General features: G+C 46.6%; 1 protein-coding gene. It reads left to right on the top strand.

What is annotated here, in order from left to right:
- Positions 1 to 767 (top strand): hypothetical protein (locus C0K55_RS25695; RefSeq protein WP_105283460.1); only part of this gene is annotated, 767 nt, incomplete at its 5' end.
- Between the last annotated feature and the right edge of the window lie 156 nt (positions 768 to 923).

Below are 923 nucleotides of genomic sequence, written 5' to 3'. Positions count from 1 at the left end.
AAAAGACTCTGATTGCACTGGCTGTGGCTGCCTCTGCTGCAGTATCTGGTTCTGCCATGGCGTGGACTCCGAATGGCACTGGTGGTTCTGTTGACCTGGGCGGTACCCTGACTCCGGTAGAAAAAGTTACCCCGTGGGAAGTTAAAACTGGGGCCGCAGTAACCGGTCTGGATGCGCAGATTCAGAAAGGCCAGAAAGTAGTTGATGTTGCTGTAAACAAGGCAATTCCGGTTCTGGGTATTCGTACTCAGACTACTCAGGCATTCCAGGGACAACCAGGTATCTCTCCACAGATTGACTATGGCAATGCTGTTAATGTTGATGCATTTGAAAATGGTCGTGCACCAGTCACTCTGGAAGTGAAGGATGATACCAATGCTAAAATTGGCACGCTGACCACGTCTTTGGGAGCATCTGCACTGGTGTCTGTTAAAGGCCCGTGGAGTGGATTTAACCATTCTTATTCTGATACAGCTGGGCAGGGATTCTTTGGCGGCTTACCTAAAAATAAAGCACAAACTCCGGATGAAAACATTGCCTTTAATGTAATGCCTGAGGTGGCTGATCATTATATCGATCAGGGCGTTGGTTATTCTGAAGTTGGTACAACCACAAGCTTTACTAATACTGAAGCTACTTATAGTGGCTATTATGGAGCAGGTATTGAGCAGGGCAAAACCATCAAGATCACACTTGATCAGGCTGCTTCCGGCGATGCTCCAATCCAGTGGAAAGCTTCTCTGCCGGTTACTGTTACCTACATGTAATCCAGCAATTGTCTAACAGTAAACTTTTTCCGTTTACTGCTGATTAAAAATTCAGGTCACTGTTTCCGGTGACCTGAATATACGGAACCGGGATGTTGGAGCAGGTGTTTTTTCTGTCGGAATGCGTTGTGACGCATGTCGGTTCTGTATTGTTTT

It is taken from the genome of Escherichia sp. MOD1-EC6098 (assembly GCF_002965865.1).
Taxonomy (GTDB): Bacteria; Pseudomonadota; Gammaproteobacteria; order Enterobacterales; family Enterobacteriaceae; genus Escherichia; species Escherichia marmotae.
This window is presented reverse-complemented; position numbering and strand designations above follow the sequence as displayed.